Consider the following 22,950-nt stretch of genomic DNA (forward strand, 5'->3'; position numbering starts at 1 on the left):
TAGGGTGATTTCATTCAACGACTGTTACTGAAGCCCCTTCAATTGATGGAGGTATACCGGGTAACTCAAGACAGTATCCAGCACCATACACTGTCTTGATATAGCGGGGGTGGCGGGGATCTGGTTCTAGCTTGGTTCTCAAGTGGCGAATATGGACTCGAATCGTTTCTATGTCGTCGTCAGGATCGTAGCCCCAAACTTCTCTGAGGATTTCGCTGGGGGAAACAGTTTGACCGTGGCGTTGCAGTAAGCAGTGAAGTAGCTCAAATTCCAAGTGAGTCAATTTCACTGTCTCATTGAACCATATTGCCTCAAATCTTTCGGGAACCAGAGTTAGTGAGCCATAGTTGAGAATCTCACTATGCTTTGCTGCTTGGGGAATGCGGTCAGTACGCCGCAAAAGTGCCCGTACCCGCGCCAGCATTTCTTCAACTTCAAAAGGTTTGGTGAGGTAGTCATCTGCGCCAGCATTGAAGCCTTCCACCTTGTTCTGAGTTTGGCTCAAAGCCGTCAACATTAACACGGGAATCTCAGAGGTGCGATCGTCGCGACGCAGGCGTTGGCAAACAGTAAACCCATCTACCCTGGGCAACATCAAATCGAGCATGATCAAGTCTGGTTGTAGCTGGAGAGCCAGCGCTTGACCTTTGATGCCGTCTTCAGCTTGACTAACATCGTAGCCAGCCATTTCCAAGTTGACGGCAACTAGTTCTGAAATCGCTGGGTCATCGTCTATGACTAGAATCCTCGGCATTCTTAAAAATTATTACTACTTATTAAGGATAAATAACAACCTTTGTATAGATACAAAGATTTTTGAATCGATTATCAAAAAGGTTTTAAATCTTACATAAATATTAAGATTAAATGACTATGAAATCAAGACTCAACTACACGAAATCTTATAGTCTATGATGTGTTATACTGCCCCCTACAATCCGTCTCGGTTTTTACAAAACGGTGTGACGATGACTGTATACACCGCTTTATGGGGAAGACGTCACTGGGAAAGTACTACTCTCTTACAAGAACCGTGTTATCACGAAAAAATCTTTATTGGTGGCCAAGGTGTGCCAATTTTTGGCTTGGTTGCTATTCCTGAAAATGCTCATAGCACGATTATCGGTACTTATGGCATTACTGGAGAGTTAGAGACAGAATGGTTTTTGAGAGTGTTAGGACGTAAAGCCTACGCTCAAGGATACGCTGTGGTGTTATTTGATTGGCGTGCCCACGGCAAAACTGCCCAATTGTCGCCGACTTTAACTTCTGATGGACTGTATGAGGGGGAAGATTTTGTTCGCATCGCCGCTGCTGCTAAAAAAATGGGATGTCCAGGGAAATTTTGGTTTACAGGGTATTCTTTAGGAGGGCAATTGGCGCTATGGGCGGTGAAGGTCGCTCTTGAGGTGATTAGGGAGCATGGAGATTTAGGACTAGAAGATAGCGATATTGGTGGTGGTATGGTGATTTGTCCCAGTTTGGATTCTGAGCGATCGCTATCTTATCTAGTTACAAAGCCCTTCGGTAGATATTTGGAAGCAGGGATTGCACAGAATTTAAAAAAACTGGCATGGCAAATACATGATGCTCATCCTGGAAGCATTGACCCAGCAGCAATTGAACGGGCGAACAGCATTTGGGGTTTTGATAATGAACTGGTAATTAACCGACTAGGTTTTCCTTCTGTGGAAGCATATTATCAAGCTAGTAGTGCTTTACAAATATTGCCGCAAATCTCGAAACCGACTTTGATTTTATATGCTGCTGATGACCCACTTTTTGACCCAGCCATCATACCAGAATTGCAAGCGGCCTGCGATCGCAATCCCGTAATAGATTTGTTACTGACTCAGTACGGCGGCCATGTTGGCTATTTGAGTAGCAAAGAGTGTCAACGCCAAGGACAAGACTCTGACCCTTGGTGGGCATGGAATCGGATTTTACAATGGTTGGAGCAACAGCGTAATTCCTAATTAAGATTCCTCAGCTTAAATCTGGGTTTACAGGAAAAGCATCTGTAACCTTCTTTTAGAAAATTGGTATTACTTTATGGGAGCCATTGTAATCCCTTATTTTGTAACTTCTGCTCGATATGCTGCATTCCTTCGATAGATTCTCCAGTAGCGATCGCATAAATTTCGGTGTAGATTTTTCCGTATTTGACCTTCTCTAAAGCCGACAGGATAAGCAAGTCTTTGCGATCTAGTTCTGGTTTTAAGGTCACTAAAATTGAATCCAACGTTCCTTCCATGCGGTAGCTACTAGAATATTTAGCTACTTCCTTTCCCAGTCCCAGTAATGTATGACGCTGCAAACACAGAGGAGTTGAGCCGTTGACTCGGAAATTGGCATCGATCGCATAAAACTCTCCGTCTTGATCTTCTAGCACATCGAACCCAATTACCCCAAAATAACCCTGTTTGTGAGCATACTGACCAATGGCAGCAATCATCTCAAAGAATTTGCTCATATCAGTGTTGCGGTAGTCAATCAGTCCTCCTAAATAATTGCCTTGGGGAGTGACGAGTTGGGTGGTAGTACCGATGAGGGTTATCTCTCCCGTTTTGTTGACATAGAACTGTACGCAGTAATTCTGAACCTCTTTGTTGACGAACTCTGAGACAATAATCGTATCAAGCAACTTAATATCAAGATATTTCCTAATTTCTTCAAGGCAATAGTTCAAATCGCTGGGGTTTTTGATGATATAAGTGCCTTCTCCTGAGAGTCCGTGCGATGTTTTGATTAAATAGGGGAATTGTGGTAACTGAATTTCTTCGAGATTGAATTGGTGCAGATTATAGCTCTTGTATTTTGGACATTGCACTCCCAATTCGGCTAAAGTTACTTTGCTGAGTAAGCGGTAATGGGTGTCTGAATCAACAGCGTGTTTTTCAGGTTTTAGATGATCAAAGGGAAATAGAGTGATCAGTTTGTCAAAATGTTCGCTCTGACTGAGGTCATCCAGATAAGTCGAGCCATCCATCATCGACCTATTGGAATAGCTGAAGCCGAAATGCTCTTGCCAGTAGTCAATTAGCGACTTTGGTGGCGGAATAATCACAATTGCGGGAATGCGATCGCCTAATACAGCCAGATTTTTCCAAGGTTCCTTCTGACAAATCTTATCGAAGGAGGTTTTGGTGGCTTCACTACTGCCATCTTGGATAAAATATTTTTTCCGGTTGGGATAAGCAGCCCAACTGCCAGTTGCAGGGTAATTTAGGATAAACCCATAAGATGCCTCTGTGATGTCTTCAGCAAACAGATCAGAAAGAGAATTTCCTTGAAAGTATTTAAAGTTATATTTTGAGTTCATTTAACCCTCCCAGGAACCCCATCTATAGGGAAATGCGGTTGTTGATAGTAAACAAGTCTCCTGATTTTTTAACACCAATTGGACAAAATAAAAATACGCATTCAAACTTGAAAACCCAAATCAAATATAACTTTCTTAATTACGTAACTTTAGGCTGCATCACTTAACTCCAAAAAAGGAACCAAAATTTGTCCGCTATAACCTGCTTGCTTGTATTGTTCAAGGATATGGGTTGTAATCCGAATGGCTTCACCAGCCGCAACCAAAGCTACACAAGCACCGCCAAAACCAGCACCTGTCAGTCTTGCACCAAACACTCCCGGAGTTTTTTGCAACAGTTCTACTAGAGTATCCAGTGCAGGTACGGAGACTTCGTAATCGTCTCTCAAACTGGCGTGGGATGCGTTCATCAATTCGCCAAAGCGCTTAGATGATACTTCCTGCAATACTTCCAAGACGCGGTTATTTTCTGTAACCACATGACGAGCACGCCGCCGTAGAGTTTCGGGTAGTTTTTCTGTTACTTCAGCATCAGTAATATCTCGTAGTGCCTTAACTCCTAGCGATCGCGCCGCCTCCTGACACTCAGCCCGGCGTTGGTTATAACTACTACTTGCAAGGGAACGGGGTACACCACTATCAATAACCAAAATCTCTGCTTTGTCAGGCAAAGGCATCAGACGGCGTTCTAAAGTACGAGTATCTAAAAACAAAATATGCTCAGTATCAGCGAAGCTAGAAGCCATCTGATCCATGATCCCGCACTGTACGTTAGCATAGTGAATTTCTGCTTGCTGGGCGAATTGGGCAACTTCAACATCATCAATGGGAAGGTTCAGAAGTTGGCGTACTGCCCGAAGCGTTGCCACTTCTAAAGCTGCGCTACTAGACAAACCCGAACCCATAGGAACCGATGATTTGACGTAGACACAAAGTGATGGTATAGTGTATCCTGCTTTTTGCAAAACTTCAATACAGCCAAAAATATAACTGGCAAATCCAGAGGGCGGATGATTGATATCTAAAATGCTCACTTGCTCGTTGAAATTTTCCGAGTAAAAGTGATGTTGGCGTAGGTGTAGCCCGCCGCAGGCATCGCTACTGAAACCTAGCTGTACCGTCGTGCATTGAGGAATCGCAGTTGGAAGAACGAAGCCATCGTTATAGTCGGTATGTTCGCCTAGTAAATTTACTCTTCCTGGCGCACTAGCTTGAGTTTCAGGTGGTTTACCAAATACTTCTTGAAAATCCATAATTTTTAACCAATTCTGTGGGTTTAAGTCCCCCGCTTCTAATAAGCGGCAAATTGTGCAGCAGGGTATAAATTCCTGTTACAAAACTTAATTACGAATTACTTAATTGTACAAAGGTACAGAGCGTAACCTTCCTTGTACCTCAACACTAGGAAAATTTTGATCAAAAGTTAGATTTTTCAACTTTCCATCCTTGAGAATCACAAAAGTATCTTCAACCTTTGCCCCTGGTAAACTGGAATTCCAAGCAACAGCAACACCTTGTGTCAAAGTATCAGTAGTAGTTCGATTTACTACGATTTCTGGCGCTAAATATCCAGTGCTTCCTCCTTGGTGATGTTCGCCGATGGCATTGCGATCGCGCTTCAGGTTCTCGCAGACATCGCTAACTACTTTTCCACTGCCAGTTACATCATGTCCGCTTGATTACTTATTAAACCCGAAGAACCCCATCAAATGACAAATATTGATTTTTGTCATTTGTCCGGTTATCATAGTTTTATTACTAGAGTGGGGAATTTGCTATGTTATCGCGTCAACTGGGAAAAAATGGTTTAACAATATCGGCACTTGGGCTTGGCTGTATGGGCATGTCTGATTTTTATGGGCCAGCCGATCGCCAGGAAAGTATTGCAACGATTCATGCAGCACTTGATGCAGGCGTTACCTTACTGGATACAGGCGACTTTTACGGCATGGGGCACAATGAACTGCTGCTACACGAAGCCCTAGCAGGACGGCGGCGCGAAGATGTTTTCATTGCCGTCAAATTCGGGGCGCTGCGATCGCCTGACGGTGACTTTATTGGCTTCGATGGTCGTCCTGAAGCCGTGAAGACTTCACTTGCCTATACATTGAAACGATTGGGAACCGATTACATTGACCTCTATCAGCCAGCCCGAATCGATCCGATAGTACCCATTGAAGAGACTGTTGGGGCGATTAGCGAAATGGTGAAAGCTGGATATGTTCGCCAGATTGGTTTATCTGAAGTGGGTGCAGATACAATTCGGCGTGCTCATGCGATTCATCCCATCACCTGGCTTCAGATTGAATATTCGCTTTTGAGTCGTGGCATTGAGAATGACATCCTCCCGACTGTGCGTGAATTGGGTATTACTATCACCGCTTATGGAGTACTCTCACGGGGGTTATTGAGTGGTCACTGGTCGAAAGAACGGTCTGAGCAAGCGGAAGACTTTCGTGGAAATCTGCCCCGCTTCTCTGGAGAAAATCTGGATCGCAATTTATTGTTGGTCGAAGCCCTTCGTCTGATTGCCCAAGAACAGAGTGCGACGGTTGCTCAAGTGGCAATTGCTTGGGTGCTGTCGCGGGGAAACGATATTGTGCCACTGATTGGAGCGCGGCGTCGCGATCGCTTGAATGAAGCGTTGGGTGCGCTGGATCTGCACTTAACCGAGGATGAACTCGCCCGGATTGAGGCAGCAGTGCCACTGGATGCCGTGGCTGGCGATCGCTATGATGCAGGACAAATGGCAATGCTGGATCAAAAGAGTTAAAAGACAATAGGGTTTAGTTAAAGCTAAAGCTGTTTGCCAAGGAGGCAAAGAGAAGGAAGAAATGCTTAACTGAACTATATTGAGTTAAAAGACCCGTAGCATGAACGATTCACCTTTGACACCGGAGCGGATTCTCGACGCGGCGGAAGACGTTTTGCGTCGTTACGGTCTGGCAAAGGCAACAGTCGTGGATGTGGCTCGCTTTTTAGAGGTGAGCCACGGCACGATTTATCGGCATTTTCCTAGCAAGGCTGCCCTGCGCGATGCCGTAGCAGAACGGTGGCTGCATCGAGTTTCCACCCCGCTAGCGGCGATCGCTCAAGAGCCGGGTTCTGCTGTTGAACGGTTGCACCGATGGTTTGAGCAACTGATCGCTCTAAAACGTCAAAAAGTCCTGGATGATCCAGAGTTGTTTGCAACCTATTCAGCGATCGCCCAAGAGGCGCAAGGGGTAGTTCAAGCTCACATTGATGAACTAGTAAGCCAAGTCGCTGCGATCGTTGAGAGCGGTATTTCCAGTAACGAGTTTAAGGTAACAGATCCGCAGGTAGCAGCGAAGGCAGTCTTTCAAGCGATGGTTCGGTTTCACCATCCAGCTCATGCATCCGAATGGAGTGATCCAGACATCGACACGGACTTTGCCCAAGTATGGCGCTTGATACTTGCTGGTCTTGTGGTGGGTTAAGCTGTATTGCCTATTTCCCCGTCTCCAGTTGCTCCCGTTGCTTACCATACTCCCGCAGCTGCTTCAACAGGTCTTCTTGGGATGAATTCGGAATAGACGGACTGGGGGTTGGTTGAAGGTTGGTGTCGGTACTGAAAAAATTAGCAGGTGAAGGATTAATTTCATAGACGGGTAGGGACTTGTCATTGAACATCGCCTGTTGGGATGGTGCTGGGGTAGGAATTAGATTATTTGGTTTGCTCACAGCAGCTTTTACCGAGTCTAGAGTACTAGCAACTTGCACTTGTTGCTGCATCTGTTGTGTAGAAGATACTAAACCACTTAGACCATTCACCAATTGCCGCAGATTTTTGCGGAAAGTCGGATCACCTGTCAATTCATCCAAATCAGATGTAATTTTTTGGCTATTTTCAAACGTTACTCGTGCTGAATCTAAAGTTTGTTGCAGCAACACCACATTCTTTGGATCATTTAAGGTTTTAGAAGCATCGCGTAAATTAGCTGAGGCTTGGGCTGCATTTGCTGAAAGAGTTTCTAAATTGTTGAGTAATTTTCCTTGAGTCAATCGATTGATAGATGGTGATAAGCTACTGACTGTAACACGCAATTGGTTGCTGGTTTCGGTGATATTGTTCAAAGCTCCAACCAGCGCCGAGCGATTTGTTGTCAACAGATTATCCAGGTTGTTCAGCAAACGATTTGCTTGAGTTGCAGTTGCACCGAATTTATTTATAGTTTGAGTCGCCGATGTATTAAGTTGGTTTGTCGCCCGTTGCACTGAATTAGCTGTGGCTGAAAATGTATTTAGTTGTTGTCGTAAGTTTTTGGTCAAACCTCGGAGATCCTGACTTAGCTCAGTAAAACTGGATGCTGCGTTTGTGGTACTTTCTAGAACCCTATTGACATTTCTATAAAACTTTGGATCATTATATACAGTCGCTATCTCAGTTGAACTGCGAATTAGTTCATCAACACTGATCCCAACCTGACCTTTTAACCGAGAGCCATTACAGACTATGAGATTAGCATCACAACTTTTATCTAGGGGTTTAGCAAGCACAACCCCAGCAGGTAAGGTTGATTTTGGTGTGATGTCGATAATACTTTCGCTAATTAATCCGCTTTGATTAGCTTCCACCAGGACATTCCGGGGGATAATTAAGTCAGCTTGGGCAATTTCAATCTCTACATCAATGGCATTTGGCTTTGGTCGAACCTGGGAAATAGTTCCTACCTTAAAGCCACGATAGCGAACTGCTGCTCCCTTTTGCATTCCGCCAGCGTTAACAAATTCTACAATAACTTTGTATGAACGGCCGGCAGCACTGAATCTATTTAACCACAGAAACAGTAATCCAAATACTCCTAGTCCTAGCAGGAGTAATAACCCCACAGAGCCTTCTCTAAATGTTCGCCCAGACGCGAAGCTGCTTGTCATAAATAAGACCTCGCATTTTTTTGCCTCCACCAACAACCAATTAGAAGTTAGGAGTTAGGAGTTAGGAGTTATGAGTTATGAGTTAGGAGTTATGAGTTATGAGTTATGAGTTATGAGTTATGAATTATGAGTCGAATTTAACTCCTCACTCCTCATTCTTAACTCCTCACTGCTCATTCTTAACTCCTCACTCCTCATTCTTAACTCTTTACTTTTAAGTTTCTAGCCGAGGAATTGAATCGGCCCTTCCACACTTCCACTGGTAAATTGTCTGATCAACGGATTTTCTGTGCTGTGTATTTCACTAACTGTACCCTGCCACTGCACTTTACCTTCATAGAGAAATATAATTCTATCAGCGGTACGGCGGCCAGTGCTGGCTTGGTGGGTAACAACGGCATAAGTACCACAAGTTCCATGTGATCTTTGCAAATAACGGATTAAATCTTCGATTACTGTTGAGGCAATGGGATCAAGTCCGGCTGTTGGTTCGTCGTATAGTAGAACTTCTGGTCCTTCTGTGGGACTATCGGGGTTAGACATAATTGCCCGGGCAAAGCTTACCCGTTTTCGCATTCCCCCGGAAAGTTCGGCTGGGTAGAGGTGGCCTATTCCTGGCAAACCTACCATCTCCAATTTTTCTGTTACCAAATCTCGAATGCGCGATCGCGGTAGCTTTGAATTTTGATAAAGTAAAAATCCCACATTCTCGTCAACCGTCAGCGAATCAAATAACGCCGCCTGCTGAAACACCATGCCAATGCCAACCTGCTGCCCTCCATCCTCAATCAAACCGTCTCGCCGCACTCCTTGCACATAAATTTCTCCTTCATCGGGATTAAGCAACCCCGCCATCACCCGTAAAATAGTTGATTTACCAGTCCCTGATGGGCCAATAATCCCCAGTGCTTCTCCCCGGTAAATGGTCAAGTCTATATTATCTAGAACTTTATGGCTACCAAAGGACTTAGAAACACCTTTCAGTTCAATCAATGGTTCAGTCATTAGTCATTAGTTATTAGTCATTAGTCTTTGGTGAGCCAGTGCCTTGGGCGGGTTCCCCAATTTTTAACCCTACAAGAGTGATGTCATGGTTATTCTATTGGTTGAGCATTTTATGTTACATTATAAGTATACGATTAGCATTTTGATTAGCAAACTTTATTTTTTTAGCATAATATTTAGTTATTTGCGATGTTTAACGTCCCAGAATCCCCTCAACGCAAAGCTGACGAAGACACCCTAATAATCTAATTTCTCGGCAACGGGAAACTAAAACTCCAGTTTTCTTTGGAGATTAGTAAAATCATTTAATAGTATAAATACGCATAGTACTTGCTGCTATAACTACTTAGAGAAAAGCTCCGACAACGAAAACTAATTAACAGGTTAATGCAATATATAGCAATTATATTTTATTTGTGAAAATCAAAATGTTCTGGTTATCGGCTTTTTAGATAAGTCGAAAATCGTGTTACTTACGAATGATTAAGTAGGTCTATAGAAACATTTAGTTTACTACCATCCAAAATTCTTGTAGTTAGCAAGAGTTGGCAAGTGCTAAAATTATTCACTAATATTGTCACAATTACTAAGAAAAATCAACATAGAAATTATGAATAATAAATCAGAGCAGTTTGCAAGTGATAATTCATCTGGTATTTGTCCTGAAGCGCTGGAATATATGATTAGGGCAAATCAAGGTAGTGTTCCAGCCTATGGAAATGATCAATGGACTCAAAAAGCCGCAGATTATTTTCGGGAACTCTTTGAAATTGATTGTGAAGTATTTTTTACCTTTAACGGTACAGCCGCAAATTCTTTATCTTTAGCTGCCCTGTGTCAGTCATATCACAGCGTCATTTGTCATGAAACATCTCACATAGAAACAGATGAATGTGGCGCACCTGAATTTGCGTCTAATGGCTCTAAACTGTTACTTGCTCAAGGTAAAAATGGCAAGTTAACATCAGAGGCGATAGAGGCAATTGTTACTAGACGTACTGACATTCATTATCCCAAACCTAAAGTTATTAGCATCACACAATCAACTGAATTAGGAACGTTATATTCTGTTGAAGAACTTCTGAAAATTAAAGAAGTTGCGAAAAAATATAACTTAAAGATTCATATGGATGGCGCTCGTTTTGCAAATGCAGTTGCCGCTATGAATAAAAGCCCTGCTGAAATTACTTGGAAAACTGGAGTAGATGTATTGTGCTTTTGTGGTACAAAAAATGGAATGGCATTAGGTGAAGCCATTCTTTTTTTCAACAAAGAGCTAGCAGAGGATTTTGATTATCGATGTAAGCAAGCAGGTCAATTAGCCTCAAAAATGCGGTTTATTTCTGCTCCTTGGTTAGGCTTATTGGAAACTGGTGCTTGGCTAAAAAACGCCAGACATGCCAATCAATGTGCTGATTACTTAGAAAATCAACTATTAAACATAGAAGGTGTTAACTTGATGTTTCCTAGAGAAGCCAACGCCGTGTTCGTTAAACTACCAGAACAAGTCATTCACACCTTAAAAGCAAAGAATTGGCAGTTTTATACATTTATTGGTGTGGGAGGAGTACGTTTTATGTGTTCTTGGAATACAACCAAATCAAGGATTGATGAATTGATTAGTGATATTAAAAACGCAACTATTTACAAAAATTGAATATGAAAAATATAAAATAATTAAATAAGTACAGCAATCCTAAAACTGCCCCAACTTAGGCGAACGCAATTAGTTATAACTGACAATGCAAGTCCTTACTTAGCATGGAACTTCAACTGCGCTTTTGATTGCTGCCACAATCCCAAGTGCTTATTTTTGGCATTAGCTTCTGCAATTAAAAATTCGGTTTTGCTCTCGTAGCAATTTTGTAAAGATTCTCGGTCAACGACAGCATTACCTGACTCTACCAAAAGGAGATTTACTGACCGATTATCCACAAACACTTCACCAACTGTGTGACCACTTTTGAGTTGCTGTGTGCTTCTAATCACGACAGGAGTTTGACGTGGTAGTAGCTGTTTTAGCCTTTGTACTGCTGCTAAAGCATAGGGCTGGCCAGTCGCCTCTGGTGCGTTAATACACGCTAGCCTGATTGGAATTGTTTGTCCTGCATTATCTTTAACCAAAATTGTGTTCCCGTCTGCAACACCAACTACTGTAGCTAGCACCAAAATTAATTCAAGTAATTCCATTATTTTGTCTGTAATATTTTAGGCATAATATAATTTTAGGTCAGTACTTAGGTTATTATTGTGATTTAACTTACAATTTTTAAGTAAAAGTAATAGATATTACCTGTACTGGTAAAATGGATTTGCAAACCGAGTGCGATCGCCTGTAAAATAATCCTAAATTGTTTATGAATACTCAATTTAATAAATTTAAATGTAGGGGAGCCACTGCGTCATCTACGTCAGGAAAGTTTTCTGTAATATCTTACAATAATTATTGATGATATTTATTACAAAAATCTGGTATTGATATCAATCAAAACTTCATTGAAGAACTAAAGGTAATTGAAGACTCACAGTAGTACCTGTCATCAGGTCAGAAGAGATTAACAGTTCTCCATTATGAGCATTGACGATGCGTTTGGTAATAGCAAGTCCTAGCCCAGTACCACAAGCTTTTGTGGAGAAGAATGGCACAGAAAGCTTGGCGAGAACTTCTGATGGAATTGGCTCACCGCAATTGTGGACATTAATGCAGACTTTATCTGTATGCGAACAATCTACTTTCCATTTCACAACATCTCCTGGTGCAACTGCCTCGCAAGCATTGCGGACAATGTTGATAAATACTTGTTTAAGTTTATCCTTATCCCCCAAAATTTTTACCGTAGGCAACACCGGAATAAATTCAATTTGTCGTTCCAGAGCTTCTGGCATTTCACGAATACTTACCAACAACTCATTAATGAATTCATTCACATCTAATTCACAAAGCTGCAACACTTGGGGCTTGGCGTAGAGCAAAATTTCACTCAGCAGACGTTCCAGACGACTAGCTTCGCTCAGTGCTAATGCTAATCGCTCTTGAGCAGATTCAGTCAGAATAGTTTTTCGGAAATACTTTAATCCCATAATCATTGTAGTCAAGGGATTACGAATTTCATGCACAATAATGGCAGCAAATTCACCAATAGCGGCCAGTCGTTCCTGTTCTAAAAGCTTGGCTTGAGCTGCCTGTAATTCTGCGGTACGTTTTTCAACCTCAGCTTCCAAAATATGATTAAATTTGCACTGTTGTTGATAAAGATGATAGTTGTCAATTGCTGTTGCAGCTCGTTCAGCAAACAATTCCACAATTTGAATGTCTTCTTTTTTAAAATTACGTGGTTGGTGATTAAAAGAACAGATAGTACCAATAACTTCACTTTCAGCAGTCGTCAATGGTATCCCTAAATATGCACAATAACCTTCTGGAGCCTGTCCATACTCTGGGTGTTTTTGAGCATCTTCTACTGCTAATGAGTGACCCATTTGGATAACAGTGCCAGTTAGTAAACCATGTAGTGAATAAACATGTTCGCCCTCGCCCATTTCAAGACTACTCGCTAAAACAGTTTCAAATCCCTCTTGGCAAAAGGTAACAACTGTCCAATCAACTCCAATAAGTTCGCTGACTCCGCAGGCAATATTGTGCAAATAGCTATCCAGTTCGCCAGTTCGATAGTTCAAAGAAGACAAACGTGCTATGATTTGTCGCTCACGCTGCCAAGTTTGGTTGTGCAACAATATTTCGTCATCACTAGTTTTGCTCATGGATGCCTATTGCATGGTGTAAGTCCGATAAAATTCATATTTTCATTGGACAGTTTCGAGGTAAAAACGTTTAAATGCTCTCGTTCTTCCGGAATTAGCTCAATGTACCAATAGCCATTTATTTCATCTGCAAACCAATTAATTATTGCAAGTGCTGGTTGCCCAAACTCGTCATCTTTTACTCCAAAAAATTTGCAGAACTTTGCACCTAATTGACCAATTTGACCAGAAGAGTCACCATCATATCCCGCAGCTTCAGATAACTCCCAAATGCGTAATCTGCGATTGTCCTTCATAAAGTAACAATGCTGATACAGCTTATTCAAGATGGCTTTGTGTCCCGGAGTCAATCCTTCATAAATTGAGTGGAATGCCTCCAGATATTTTTCCTCTGAAGGAATACAACGTTCAACATTTTTTAACACTCTATTCTTCCCCTTTTGATTTACCAGAATGTAAAAATTCGGTGGCAATCAGTTAATATGATCCTTTGCCCACCTCACAAAGAGGATAAAGTTGTATATACAACCTTTGATGTCAAAGGAGAATTTAATGTACGTAATTAATCAATCTCTTAAAGAATCGTTTAGAGACATTTTAACTTCTATTTACAGAAATCTCTTACCAAAGATACTAGTATTTAACATTACTTAAGCTAATAAATTTTCGCCCTGATTAGCAGTTAAGATTTTAGTTGGGATTAACCGGAAATTGCGCTTTTATTAACTCTTAATACCAGTCTCAGCAGAGTAGAGGATTCATAATCGATAATCCAGATAGTGATCGCCAAAAAAGTGTTGATTTATGTGTATTGAATTTGGGCGGGAAATCTGCGGCAATCTTGACACCGCAGAATCGCGGGAGTGGTTAGTTACTAACGGTATTGGTGGTTACGCCTCTGGGACTGTGGCAGGTTTATTGACCCGCCGCTATCACGGACTACTGGTAGCAGCATTGAAACCACCTCTGGGTCGCACCTTACTGCTGGCAAAACTAGATGAAACTGTCCTGTATGACACTCGCTCTTATTCTTTACACACCAATCGTTGGGCAGATGGTACTGTCAGTCCCCACGGTTATCGACATATTGAACGTTTTTCTCTGGAAGGTACAATCCCCGTATGGCATTTTGCTGTTGCCGATGCTTTATTAGAAAAACGGGTGTGGATGCAACAAGGCGCTAACAAAACTTATGTTCAATATATTCTGCGTCGTGCCACCCAACCACTGAAGTTGACGCTCAAAGCAATGGTCAACTACCGCGATTATCACGGTGACACCCAAAGCAACGGTTGGCAGATGTCTGTTGAGCCGGTGGAACAGGGAATTTGTGTAACTGCTTATCCGGGTGCTGTACCACTGTATCTGTTGAGCGATTCGCCTAAAGGTGATAGCTACGGTTCACGCGGTAGTGCATCTCCTGTTCACAATTGGTATTATGGCTTTGACTTAGCAGTTGAACGCTATCGAGGATTGAGCGACAAAGAAGACCATCTCCACGCTGCCACTTTTGAAGTTACACTGAATCCTGGGGAAGCGATCGCCTTTGTAGCCAGCACAGAAAAACAACCAAATCTCAATAGCGAAGCCACACTTAAGTTACGTCGCACTCAAGAGCAGAAGTTAACAGGGCTTTGGAATAGTAACCGATCCCTGAACACTAAGGAATCACCTAGCTGGATTAACCACTTAGTACTAGCTGCTGACCAGTTTATTGTTAACCGCCCAGTGCCAGAAGACCCCCAGGCTAAAACTATCATTGCTGGTTATCACTGGTTTAGCGACTGGGGACGCGACACAATGATTAGTCTACCTGGTTTGACAATTTCGACTGGTCGCCCAGAGGTAGCACGCTCAATTCTTCGCACCTTTGCTAGATACGTAGACCAAGGAATGTTGCCCAATCGCTTTCCCGATGCGGGTGAAGAACCAGAATATAATACAGTCGATGCCACTCTCTGGTACTTTGAAGCAGTCCGCGCCTACTACAGCGCTACAGACGATGATAATTTGCTTGGTGAACTTTTTCCAATACTTGCAGACATCATTGATTGGCACTGTCGCGGTACACGCTACAACATCCACCTCGATCCTGCCGATGGTTTACTTTATGCAGGTGTTGCAGGTGTACAACTGACCTGGATGGATGCCAAAGTTGACGATTGGGTAGTTACGCCCCGAATTGGCAAACCGATTGAAGTTAATGCTCTCTGGTATAATGCCCTACGGACAATGGCAAAGTTTGCCCGTCAGCTTGGTAAACCACACCAAGAATATGAGGCAATGGCAGACCGTGCTCAGTATAGATTTTCTCGCTTCTGGAATGAGGAGACAGGTTATTGCTATGACGTGATAGACAGTCCTGATGGTGATGATTGGGCGTTGCGACCTAACCAAATATTTGCTGTTTCATTACCAGAAAGTTCGCTCACACCTGCCCAGCAAAGGAGTGTGGTGGAAGCTTGCGGACGAGTGCTGCTGACTTCTCATGGCTTGCGATCGCTTACCCCCGAACATCCTCAGTATCAGGGTAAATACGGTGGTAATCAGTATCAACGTGATGGAGCTTATCATCAGGGGACAGTTTGGGGTTGGTTGTTGGGGCCATTCGTCTTCGCACACCTGCGCGTCTACAAAAATCCTGAGCAGGCTCGTCAATTTTTGGAACCAATGGCTAATCATCTGACTGCACACGGACTTGGTAGTCTCAGCGAAATTTTTGATGGTGATGCCCCGATGACTCCACGGGGATGTATTGCCCAAGCGTGGACAGTAGCTGAGGTTTTACGTGCTTGGTTGGCAACAGAGAGTTGATGCGGGGAATAAATCAGGACTTAAGGATTGATTTAGCAATTGAGTTAGCCCAATTGTCACCCCTTCCTGTGTCCCAAATTAAAGTTAACATTTCACTATCAATTATTAATCAAAACTTCAGCGCTATCTTAGATAAAAACGGGATACTCCAAATAGCAAATTAACTAAACCAAAATACAGGTATGCACAGGGTGATATTATGACAAATCTAACCGAAGAAGAAATTAGATTAGCAGAAGCCTTGAGTCACAAAGCCCATTGGCGCAGATGGGGGCCATATTTGAGCGATCGCCAATGGGGAACGGTGCGCGAAGACTACAGCCCCAATGGTACCGCCTGGGACTATTTCACCCACGATCAGGCTCGTTCTCGCGCCTACCGTTGGGGTGAAGATGGTATTGCTGGCATTTCCGATAATCATCAACGGCTTTGTTTTGCGATCGCTCTTTGGAATGGCGAAGATTCTATTCTCAAAGAAAGAATTTTTGGTCTAACTGGTAGCGAAGGGAATCATGGGGAAGATGTTAAAGAATATTACTTTTATCTTGACAATACCCCTACCCATTCCTACATGAAAGCGCTTTATAAATATCCTCATAAAGCCTTTCCCTACTCCCAATTAGTCGAAGAAAATCAACGTAGAAATCGTCAAGAACCAGAATTTGAATTACTAGATACAGGTATATTTAATGAAAATCGCTACTTTGATGTATTCGTTGAATATGCCAAAAATTCTGCTGAAGATATTCTCATCCAAATTAAAATAGTCAACCGAGGTCCGGAAGCAAAGACACTACACCTGTTACCTACTCTCTGGTTTCGTAATACTTGGTCTTGGAATGGGCATACTAGCAAACCTACTTTAAAAGAGGTCGAATCGGGTAATGGCTTTCATGTGGTTGAGGTGTTTCACTCAACTTTAGGTAAAAGGTGGCTGTATTGTCAGGAAGCAAACGAAATTCTCTTTACAGAAAACGAGACAAATTATCAGCGATTATTTGGCTCTCCTAATTCATCTGCTTATGTCAAAGATAGTATTAATGACTACATCGTTCAGGCAAAAAAAGAGGTAGTCAATCCAAATAAAGTTGGTACGAAAGCATCTGCTGATTATTTCTTAACAGTGGGTGCAGGTGAAACCAAAATTATTAAATTGCGATTGAGTGATATACCCAATTTAGTTGAGCCAGTTGATCAAGAATTTGATACAATCTTTTCGGAACGACAACAGGAAGCAGATAAATTTTATCAGCGCGTCACGCCATTTCCGCTCAGTGAAGATATGCGAAATGTGCAGCGACAAGCATTTGCGGGAATGCTGTGGGGCAAGCAATATTATCACTATGTTTTAGAGGATTGGCTAAAGGGCGATCGCAATACACCACCGCCACCTCCAGAACGCGAACAAGGCAGAAATCGGGAATGGTTCCATCTTTACAATGAAGATATTCTTTCTATGCCTGACAAATGGGAATATCCTTGGTTTGCGGCTTGGGATTTGGCATTTCATACTATTCCTTTGGCAATGATTGACCCCGATTTTGCTAAGTATCAGTTGGATGTTTTAACACGGGAATGGTATATGCATCCTAATGGGCAAATTCCTGCCTATGAGTGGGCATTTGGTGATGTTAATCCCCCTGTTCATGCTTGGGCAACTTGGCGGATTTACAAGATTGAACAGAAGATATATGGACGAGCAGATCGACAGTTTTTAGAACGGGTGTTTCAAAAGCTGATGGTCAATTTTACTTGGTGGGTGAATCGCAAAGATGCTGAGGGTAAAAACATCTTTCAAGGGGGATTTCTCGGTTTGGATAATATTGGTGTATTTGACCGCAGCACAACTTTACCTACAGGCGGATACATCAACCAATCTGATGGTACTAGTTGGATGGGGATGTATTGTTTAAATATGTTAGCGATCGCTCTAGAATTAGCAAAGACTAATCCTGTTTACGAAGACATTGCTAGCAAGTTCTTTGAGCATTTCCTTTATATTGCCGATGCGATGAATAAAATTGGCAAAATGGAAGCCAGTTTGTGGGATGATTCAGATGAATTTTACTACGATATGCTGCACCTAACTGAACGAGAAATTCCTTTAAAAGTAAGATCAATAGTAGGATTAATTCCTCTGTTTGCCCTTGAAACTATTGAACCAGATACTTTAAAAATGCTTCCTGGTTTTAAAAAGCGATTGGAATGGTTCATCGAAAACCGTCCTGATTTGCGGCAAAATGTGGCTTGTATGCAAACAAAAGGAGTGGGTGCGAGGAGATTACTAGCGATTGTTTCCAGAGATAAGCTCAGAAGTATTCTGCAAAAAATGCTGGATGAAAGTGAGTTTTTTAGCCCTTATGGCATTCGGGCAGTTTCTAAATTTCATGCTGAACATCCTTATATTTTTGATGTCAATGGTTCGCAATTTCGGGTGGATTATGAACCGGCTGAATCTAGTAGTGGTTTATTTGGTGGTAATTCTAACTGGCGCGGCCCTGTTTGGTTTCCAGTGAATTTCATCCTAATTGAATCTCTACAAAAGTTTCATTATTATCTAGGAGACGATTTCAAAGTTGAATGTCCTACAGGTTCTGGTCAAATGATCACACTTTGGGAAGTTGCATCAGAATTATCTCAAAGGTTAACCAAAATTTTCTTACAAAATGCCTCTGGTCAACGTCCTGTTTATGGTAGAATACAAAAGTTTCAAAATGATCCACACTGGCGAGATTTGATTTTATTCCATGAGTATTTTCATGGTGATAACGGAAGCGGAATTGGAGCTAGTCATCAAACTGGCTGGACAGGTTTAGTTGCGAAATTAATCCAGCAATGTGGTGAATATGAAACACAGCATCAAGAAGCAGAAATAGAGAAGGACAAAGAAGCGATCGCTCTAACATAAAGACATCCAAATCTGAGCCTCTCTAACCCTGATTAAAAAGGTTTGTCGTTACCCATATCTTTTTAATCTCTCATTTCATTGCTAACCCGCCTTGGAATAAATTTTTGGGCGAAATGTGGTTCAGCAAGACACTTTGACTGTTACAAAAATGTGGTTAACCACAAGAGGAGCAAGTGAAGTGGGTTAGGGCGATCTTCTGGGGACAAATATCACGATATTGAATTAAAGGAGACGAATAAATTCAGGAATACTATTGTTTTCTAAAATATACTATCTCTATTAAAGAGCAAGATTTACTTAGGAGCATCTCAATGAGTGCAAATATACCAGATGAGAAACAAGATTCTTGCTCTCTCTCCGTAGCTTCGGAGAGGCTTGGGGTGAGGTTTTACAAGGCTTTTTACATTCATTGAGATGCTCAGATTTACTTTCAGTCCTTGTGTTCATACAAGAGTACAAAGATAAAGCAGACATGAGTATAAATTTTAAGGTAATTCTCAGCGTAAACTAATTTAATTATTAGTGAATCAATTTATATTATTCTTATAAAAAGATTTATGGAGTTGAGAATTTGACTTTTCACGGTATCTGGAAAACCTCTCTCTAAATCTCTCTTCTACAAGGAGAAAGACTTTGAATTTTCCCCTTAGAGTGTCGGGAAGGGGGCTAGGGGGTTAGGTCTTTCGTGGGCTTTTCCGCATGACGTGAAAAGTCAGGTTAAGAATGCAATAAAATAAAAATATTTAGCAATCTTTTTGGAATAGCTGCCCTTTTCACTGTAGGGATGCAACAGAGGTAAGTTCAAATCAGCTAGAACTAAAGATGTAGCACTTGATACTAACTTTACGTTTAGCAGTCCGATTTTATTGATAAAGCCTTTTTAAACACCTTAAACGCAACCAGAACAGTGAAGCAAATCAGAAAAGTTTGGATAAATATAGACCCATTTTCTTTACAGTCACGCCTCACAGTTGGGATTGCAGCATTTTCAGCTTTGGTATTAGGTAGCCTAGCTACATGGACTAGTTGGAAAATGCAGCAAATTTTAGTTGATAGTCATAAGAATAACATAGAAGAAATCGCCAAGCGCTTACCGCGAGATGTACAACTTTATAGTGAAATGATGCAACCTGAAACTGGTTTGCAAAAGGCTATTAATAATTTGGCAAATACCAACATATTATTATGGTTAAAAAGTCCTGATAATAAGATTTTGGTAAAGTCTGCCACTTTAGATTTATTATCTGATACTACGGTAGCTGAATTAATGTCTCTGACTAAAATGCAGATTAAACCACAAGTTTACAAAGTAAACCAAAGCTACTTTGTTTTATGCGGTAGTTCTGTGCAAGTGCAGGGGAAGTTACTGGGTGAGTTATTTGTAGTAAAAGATATTACCCACGAACAGAGAATGTTTGTGGTGATGGTACAGAGTTTAGCTATTACTAGTGTTTTAGCAATTATTATCCTAACTACTGCGATCGCATTTTATATTAAGCGTTCTCTGCAACCTCTGCGCCAGTTAAATCAAATGGCTTCTATGATTTCTGCTGAAGATTTAGGACAAGCACAGCTATATTTTGATAATGCACCCAGCGAAGTCAAAGAATTAGCTCAAACCTTAACCATGCTGTTATCGCGTCTCTCCCAATCTTGGAAGCAAGAGCGCGAATTTGTGAGTAATGTTTCTCACGAGTTACGTACACCCTTAACAATTGTACATGGTTATTTGCAAAGTGTCTTGCGAAGACAGAATAACTTAACCCAAACCCAACAAGAAGCTTTAGAAACTGCTGCATCGGAAGCTGAACGCACTATCCGCCTGCTACAAGATTTACTTGATTTAGCACGAGCAGATAGCGGTTATTTATACTTTCAAATGAAATCTTATGTGTTGAATGACTTAGTTGAAGAAGTTGTAGTGATGGCAGAAAAATATAGCGATCGCCTGATTACAATCGAGTCAAAATTTTATCCAATTGAGGTAAAAGTAGACTACAGTCGCCTGAAACAAGTACTATTGAATTTAATTGATAATGCTGTTAATTATTCGGAAGCTGATACACCCGTAATTTTTAAATTAAATCAGCTTCAAGACAAGGCAATTATTCAAATTTGTGACAAAGGTTATGGCATTCCTTTACAACAGCAAGCACGGATTTTCGAGAGATTTTACCGCGTAGATGAATCCCGCTCTCATGCTACTGGGGGTTGTGGTTTGGGTTTATCGATTGTCAAAACACTTGTAGAAGGTATGGGTGGTAGTGTAAGTGTGCAATCAAAGTTAGGGGAAGGGAGTACGTTTACAATCAGTTTACCTACATATAGCAATTCTATCTGACATTACCTGCTTTAGGAGCAAAAATATGACAGCACATATCCTGTTGGTGGAAGATGAAGTCAAACTGGCGCGATTTGTTGAATTAGAACTTAGTAGCGAAGGATACCAAGTAAGTGTCGCCCATGATGGCATCGCTGGTCTAACCCTGGCGCGAGACTCATCCCCAGATTTAGCGATTTTGGATTGGATGCTACCAGGACTGACAGGCTTGGAAATTTGTCGCCGTTTGCGAGCAACAGGCAATACAGTACCAGTAATTTTGTTGACAGCAAAAGATGAAGTCAGCGATCGCGTGGCAGGATTAGATGCAGGAGCGGATGATTATGTGGTTAAACCCTTCAGCATTGAAGAGCTACTAGCTAGAATTCGTGCCCATCTCCGCCGCACCCAAGAAACAGATGAGGATTTGTTGCAATTTGAAGATTTAAGCTTAAATCGCCGCACCCGTGAAGTATTTCGGGAGAAACGAAGCATTGAGTTAACGGCAAAAGAGTTTGACTTATTAGAATATCTTCTTTCACATCCCCGTCAGGTATTTACTAGAGACCAAATTCTAGAGAAAGTTTGGGGTTATGACTTCATGGGTGATTCTAATATTATTGAGGTTTATATTCGTTATCTGCGACTCAAGTTGGAAGAAAATCATGAAAAGCGTTTGATTCATACAGTCCGTGGTGTAGGTTATGCACTGCGGGAGTAATCATCAGAAGTCCTGTTGAAGACAGATTGGACAATTAATTGCTCCTTGAGGAGAATTACCTTGTAAGGCTTGTAAAATATTTTGAGATGCCTCTATAGCAATGTCACGTCGTAAATCATCTACCGCAGATCCTAAATGAGGAGTAAAAAAGGTTTGGTCTTGTTTCTCTAACAGAGATCGAGGAATTTCCGACGGCCGATCGCCACGGGCCCAATCTTCTAGTTCAAAGACATCAGCTGCATAACCTGCTAAATGTCCAGAGGCTAAAGCATGACTGACCGCTTGTTCATCAACTACTGAGCCGCGACACGGATTGATTAAGAAACTTCCTGGTTTCATATGTGCTAAAGATGTCTCATTTATCAGATGAAACGTTTGCGGTTGCAGAGGAACCATTAGTACGACAAAATCACTAGTTGCCAATAGCGTATCTAGAGAAACCTGTGACAAACACCAAGCTGCTGCTTTTTCCTTGGCTAAAGGCATCGCATCGGTGTAAATCAGGTTCATTTCAAAACTGGAAAGCCGTTGAGCGAGGGCTTGCCCCAGACTGCCCATACCAACAATTCCCAGTGTGCGGTTTGCTAATCCCATACCGTATAGATGCGGTCGCCAACCTGCAAATGTGCCTTGACGAATCAAGCGATCGCCTGGTAACATCTGGCGGGCTAACCCGATGATCAGTCCAATCGTCAACTCAGCCGTTGGCACAGCTAATAAGCTAGGGACGATCGTGAACCAAACACCTTGACGGGTGCAGACATCAACATCAAAATTATCGTAACCCTTCAATGCTGCGGCAATAATCTTCAATTTTGGACAAGCTTTCAGAAACGCCTCATCGATTTGATCTGGCATAAAAACCATCAAAGCTTCAGCGTTCTGTGCCAACTTGAGAATTTCTTCACGCGGTAAAGTGTCTCTGGTTGGATTTGCAACTACTTCACAATACTCACTTAAGTTTGTAATAATTTCCGGGTGAACCCAGTGTGTAATTACAACTTTGGGTTTCATCAGCAGCCTCCTAAACTAAATGTTTCCTGAGATAATTACTAAAACTATCAACCAGAATGACCATTTTTTGTAAGCTTGAGAACAGGGAGTGATCGCGATCGCTAATTAATTTGGCTGCTGGGATGAATGCCAAAGCGTCTCAACCGAAATTATTTAGAGTCAAAGTTTTCCGTAGAAAAGGCTCAAGC

Annotated in this window: 18 protein-coding genes; 8 read left to right on the top strand and 10 right to left on the bottom strand. The window is 41.8% G+C overall.

What is annotated here, in order from left to right; all coding sequences use genetic code 11:
* Positions 1-10: 10 nt before the first annotated feature.
* Entirely contained in the window at positions 11-754 is a 744-nt protein-coding gene (locus PUQ00_RS12125) for a response regulator transcription factor (RefSeq protein WP_292836460.1), read from the bottom strand.
* A gap of 157 nt (positions 755-911) precedes the next feature.
* Here PUQ00_RS12125 and PUQ00_RS12130 point away from each other — a divergent pair, with 157 nt between their 5' ends.
* Positions 912-1,976, top strand: a complete 1,065-nt coding sequence (locus PUQ00_RS12130; RefSeq protein ID WP_300416430.1) for an alpha/beta fold hydrolase — start codon at positions 912-914, stop codon at positions 1,974-1,976.
* Positions 1,977-2,050: 74 nt separating this feature from the next.
* Here the strand turns inward: PUQ00_RS12130 and PUQ00_RS12135 are convergent, their stop codons facing one another.
* The 3 genes from PUQ00_RS12135 to PUQ00_RS12145 all read right to left on the bottom strand — a co-directional run bounded on the left by PUQ00_RS12135 (position 2,051) and on the right by PUQ00_RS12145 (position 4,845).
* Positions 2,051-3,322, bottom strand: a complete 1,272-nt coding sequence (locus tag PUQ00_RS12135) for an ATP-grasp domain-containing protein (RefSeq protein WP_300416432.1) — start codon at positions 3,320-3,322, stop codon at positions 2,051-2,053.
* 149 nt (positions 3,323-3,471) lie between these two features.
* On the bottom strand, positions 3,472-4,575 hold the full coding sequence (galK, locus tag PUQ00_RS12140; RefSeq protein ID WP_300416434.1) for a galactokinase: 1,104 nt from the start codon (positions 4,573-4,575) through the stop codon (positions 3,472-3,474).
* A 102-nt stretch (positions 4,576-4,677) separates the two neighbouring features.
* Positions 4,678-4,845: a hypothetical protein gene (locus PUQ00_RS12145; RefSeq protein ID WP_300416436.1), complete on the bottom strand. Its 168-nt coding sequence runs from the start codon at positions 4,843-4,845 to the stop codon at positions 4,678-4,680.
* Between the two features lie 254 nt (positions 4,846-5,099).
* On the opposite strand from PUQ00_RS12145, the gene PUQ00_RS12150 reads away from it, so the two are divergent.
* Together PUQ00_RS12150 and PUQ00_RS12155 are read left to right on the top strand one after the other, a co-directional pair.
* Positions 5,100-6,095 (top strand): aldo/keto reductase, encoded by a 996-nt coding sequence (locus PUQ00_RS12150; RefSeq protein WP_300416438.1) that lies wholly within the window; start codon positions 5,100-5,102, stop codon positions 6,093-6,095.
* 100 nt (positions 6,096-6,195) lie between these two features.
* Entirely contained in the window at positions 6,196-6,780 is a 585-nt protein-coding gene (locus PUQ00_RS12155; RefSeq protein ID WP_300416440.1) for a TetR family transcriptional regulator, read from the top strand.
* A 10-nt stretch (positions 6,781-6,790) separates the two neighbouring features.
* Here the strand turns inward: PUQ00_RS12155 and PUQ00_RS12160 are convergent, their stop codons facing one another.
* Positions 6,791-8,218 (bottom strand): MlaD family protein, encoded by a 1,428-nt coding sequence (locus tag PUQ00_RS12160; protein WP_300416442.1) that lies wholly within the window; start codon positions 8,216-8,218, stop codon positions 6,791-6,793.
* A gap of 222 nt (positions 8,219-8,440) precedes the next feature.
* Positions 8,441-9,223, bottom strand: a complete 783-nt coding sequence (locus PUQ00_RS12165; RefSeq protein WP_300416444.1) for an ABC transporter ATP-binding protein — start codon at positions 9,221-9,223, stop codon at positions 8,441-8,443.
* Between the two features lie 610 nt (positions 9,224-9,833).
* On the opposite strand from PUQ00_RS12165, the gene PUQ00_RS12170 reads away from it, so the two are divergent.
* Entirely contained in the window at positions 9,834-10,880 is a 1,047-nt protein-coding gene (locus PUQ00_RS12170) for a low specificity L-threonine aldolase (protein WP_300416446.1), read from the top strand.
* A 95-nt stretch (positions 10,881-10,975) separates the two neighbouring features.
* Here the strand turns inward: PUQ00_RS12170 and PUQ00_RS12175 are convergent, their stop codons facing one another.
* From PUQ00_RS12175 to PUQ00_RS12185, 3 genes are all read right to left on the bottom strand, one after another.
* Positions 10,976-11,413, bottom strand: a complete 438-nt coding sequence (locus PUQ00_RS12175) for a thermonuclease family protein (protein ID WP_300416448.1) — start codon at positions 11,411-11,413, stop codon at positions 10,976-10,978.
* Positions 11,414-11,716: 303 nt separating this feature from the next.
* Positions 11,717-12,985, bottom strand: a complete 1,269-nt coding sequence (locus tag PUQ00_RS12180) for a GAF domain-containing sensor histidine kinase (RefSeq protein WP_300416450.1) — start codon at positions 12,983-12,985, stop codon at positions 11,717-11,719.
* Positions 12,982-13,410 (bottom strand): hypothetical protein, encoded by a 429-nt coding sequence (locus PUQ00_RS12185; protein ID WP_300416452.1) that lies wholly within the window; start codon positions 13,408-13,410, stop codon positions 12,982-12,984. Before PUQ00_RS12185 ends, PUQ00_RS12180 begins: the two co-directional genes overlap by 4 nt.
* Before the next feature lie 379 nt (positions 13,411-13,789).
* On the opposite strand from PUQ00_RS12185, the gene PUQ00_RS12190 reads away from it, so the two are divergent.
* The 4 genes from PUQ00_RS12190 to PUQ00_RS12205 all read left to right on the top strand — a co-directional run bounded on the left by PUQ00_RS12190 (position 13,790) and on the right by PUQ00_RS12205 (position 21,748).
* Positions 13,790-15,799 (top strand): amylo-alpha-1,6-glucosidase, encoded by a 2,010-nt coding sequence (locus tag PUQ00_RS12190; protein ID WP_300416454.1) that lies wholly within the window; start codon positions 13,790-13,792, stop codon positions 15,797-15,799.
* Between the two features lie 199 nt (positions 15,800-15,998).
* Positions 15,999-18,707, top strand: a complete 2,709-nt coding sequence (locus tag PUQ00_RS12195) for a glucosidase (protein ID WP_300416456.1) — start codon at positions 15,999-16,001, stop codon at positions 18,705-18,707.
* A 907-nt stretch (positions 18,708-19,614) separates the two neighbouring features.
* A complete protein-coding gene (locus tag PUQ00_RS12200; protein ID WP_300416458.1) occupies positions 19,615-21,048 on the top strand; it encodes an ATP-binding protein in 1,434 nt (477 codons plus the stop codon).
* A 25-nt stretch (positions 21,049-21,073) separates the two neighbouring features.
* Positions 21,074-21,748, top strand: a complete 675-nt coding sequence (locus PUQ00_RS12205) for a response regulator transcription factor (RefSeq protein ID WP_300416460.1) — start codon at positions 21,074-21,076, stop codon at positions 21,746-21,748.
* A gap of 3 nt (positions 21,749-21,751) precedes the next feature.
* On the opposite strand, the gene PUQ00_RS12210 is transcribed toward PUQ00_RS12205, so the two are convergent.
* Positions 21,752-22,762, bottom strand: coding sequence for a phosphonate dehydrogenase (locus PUQ00_RS12210; protein WP_300416462.1), 1,011 nt, complete (start codon positions 22,760-22,762; stop codon positions 21,752-21,754).
* Positions 22,763-22,950: the final 188 nt, after the last annotated feature.

The sequence above is a fragment of the Nostoc sp. S13 genome, from assembly GCF_029379315.1.
In the GTDB taxonomy this organism is placed as follows: Bacteria; Cyanobacteriota; Cyanobacteriia; order Cyanobacteriales; family Nostocaceae; genus Nostoc.

What these genes read in the sequence shown, in the direction of transcription:
- PUQ00_RS12125 (WP_292836460.1), bottom strand. Translation starts at nt 754, where the DNA reads ATGCCGAGGATTCTAGTCATAGACGATGACCCAGCGATTTCAGAACTA.
- PUQ00_RS12130 (WP_300416430.1), top strand. Translation starts at nt 912, where the DNA reads ATGATGTGTTATACTGCCCCCTACAATCCGTCTCGGTTTTTACAAAAC.
- PUQ00_RS12135 (WP_300416432.1), bottom strand. Translation starts at nt 3,322, where the DNA reads ATGAACTCAAAATATAACTTTAAATACTTTCAAGGAAATTCTCTTTCT.
- galK (WP_300416434.1), bottom strand. Translation starts at nt 4,575, where the DNA reads ATGGATTTTCAAGAAGTATTTGGTAAACCACCTGAAACTCAAGCTAGT.
- PUQ00_RS12150 (WP_300416438.1), top strand. Translation starts at nt 5,100, where the DNA reads ATGTTATCGCGTCAACTGGGAAAAAATGGTTTAACAATATCGGCACTT.
- PUQ00_RS12155 (WP_300416440.1), top strand. Translation starts at nt 6,196, where the DNA reads ATGAACGATTCACCTTTGACACCGGAGCGGATTCTCGACGCGGCGGAA.
- PUQ00_RS12160 (WP_300416442.1), bottom strand. Translation starts at nt 8,218, where the DNA reads ATGACAAGCAGCTTCGCGTCTGGGCGAACATTTAGAGAAGGCTCTGTG.
- PUQ00_RS12165 (WP_300416444.1), bottom strand. Translation starts at nt 9,223, where the DNA reads ATGACTGAACCATTGATTGAACTGAAAGGTGTTTCTAAGTCCTTTGGT.
- PUQ00_RS12170 (WP_300416446.1), top strand. Translation starts at nt 9,834, where the DNA reads ATGAATAATAAATCAGAGCAGTTTGCAAGTGATAATTCATCTGGTATT.
- PUQ00_RS12175 (WP_300416448.1), bottom strand. Translation starts at nt 11,413, where the DNA reads ATGGAATTACTTGAATTAATTTTGGTGCTAGCTACAGTAGTTGGTGTT.
- PUQ00_RS12180 (WP_300416450.1), bottom strand. Translation starts at nt 12,985, where the DNA reads ATGAGCAAAACTAGTGATGACGAAATATTGTTGCACAACCAAACTTGG.
- PUQ00_RS12190 (WP_300416454.1), top strand. Translation starts at nt 13,790, where the DNA reads ATGTGTATTGAATTTGGGCGGGAAATCTGCGGCAATCTTGACACCGCA.
- PUQ00_RS12195 (WP_300416456.1), top strand. Translation starts at nt 15,999, where the DNA reads ATGACAAATCTAACCGAAGAAGAAATTAGATTAGCAGAAGCCTTGAGT.
- PUQ00_RS12205 (WP_300416460.1), top strand. Translation starts at nt 21,074, where the DNA reads ATGACAGCACATATCCTGTTGGTGGAAGATGAAGTCAAACTGGCGCGA.
- PUQ00_RS12210 (WP_300416462.1), bottom strand. Translation starts at nt 22,762, where the DNA reads ATGAAACCCAAAGTTGTAATTACACACTGGGTTCACCCGGAAATTATT.